This window comes from Acinetobacter sp. 161(2023), assembly GCF_037027805.1.
Taxonomy (GTDB): domain Bacteria; phylum Pseudomonadota; class Gammaproteobacteria; order Pseudomonadales; family Moraxellaceae; genus Acinetobacter.
Genome location: NZ_JAZEYD010000052.1, coordinates 1 through 673 on the forward strand (window position 1 = coordinate 1; position 673 = coordinate 673).

General features: G+C 30.2%; 1 pseudogene. It reads left to right on the plus strand.

The annotated features are described in order from the left end of the window. A pseudogene (locus WA249_RS18905) lies at positions 1–192 on the plus strand (hypothetical protein); the annotation flags it as partial. Between the last annotated feature and the right edge of the window lie 481 nt (positions 193–673).

Genomic DNA, 673 nt, shown 5'->3' on the forward strand with positions numbered 1-673 from the left:
GTTTTCCTGTCTTTTATATTTTTATTTATTCCAAGTTTTGATGAGATCAAGGAACGTCGTGCAGAGGCAGCGTGGCTAGAACAAAGATATAATTTAGATATTAGAAATTGTAATGATAAATCTTGTGTCCGAGTTATGAAAAATGACTGTCATGGAACGAATAAGGATTACTGTGTTATTGACCCTAAATAAATACTGGCAAGTACTTTGCTCGGTTCTTTTCTTAATCTTATTGCTACCGAATATCGCAAAGTGGCTCGACTTTGAGATATGGCAATAGCCATGTCTCAAAGTATCGAGCTTTACTTTTCATTCTTTATGTCCTATCTATTTGCTATAGGGAAGCATACTTTATAGCACTGATAGTGGAATTAATAATGAGAAGGCATTTGATTTTCCTAGCTTTTATAATAATGATTTTTATTTTAGCTCTCGTTGTTAAACTCGATAATGATCGGAAAAAATTTGAAGTATTCAATGAAGTAGAGACAACAAGCAAGTTTATACAAAAAAAACCATAGTTTTTTTATGGTTTTTTAAATACTTTATAAAATATAAATCCTTATTTGAGTTTCCATAACCCAGTATTCCATGACTGGGCTTTTTTTTATATTTTCAAATAGTGTTTTAGTAAAAATCAATCAAATTTCGTATAACAGCCATTATGTTAAAT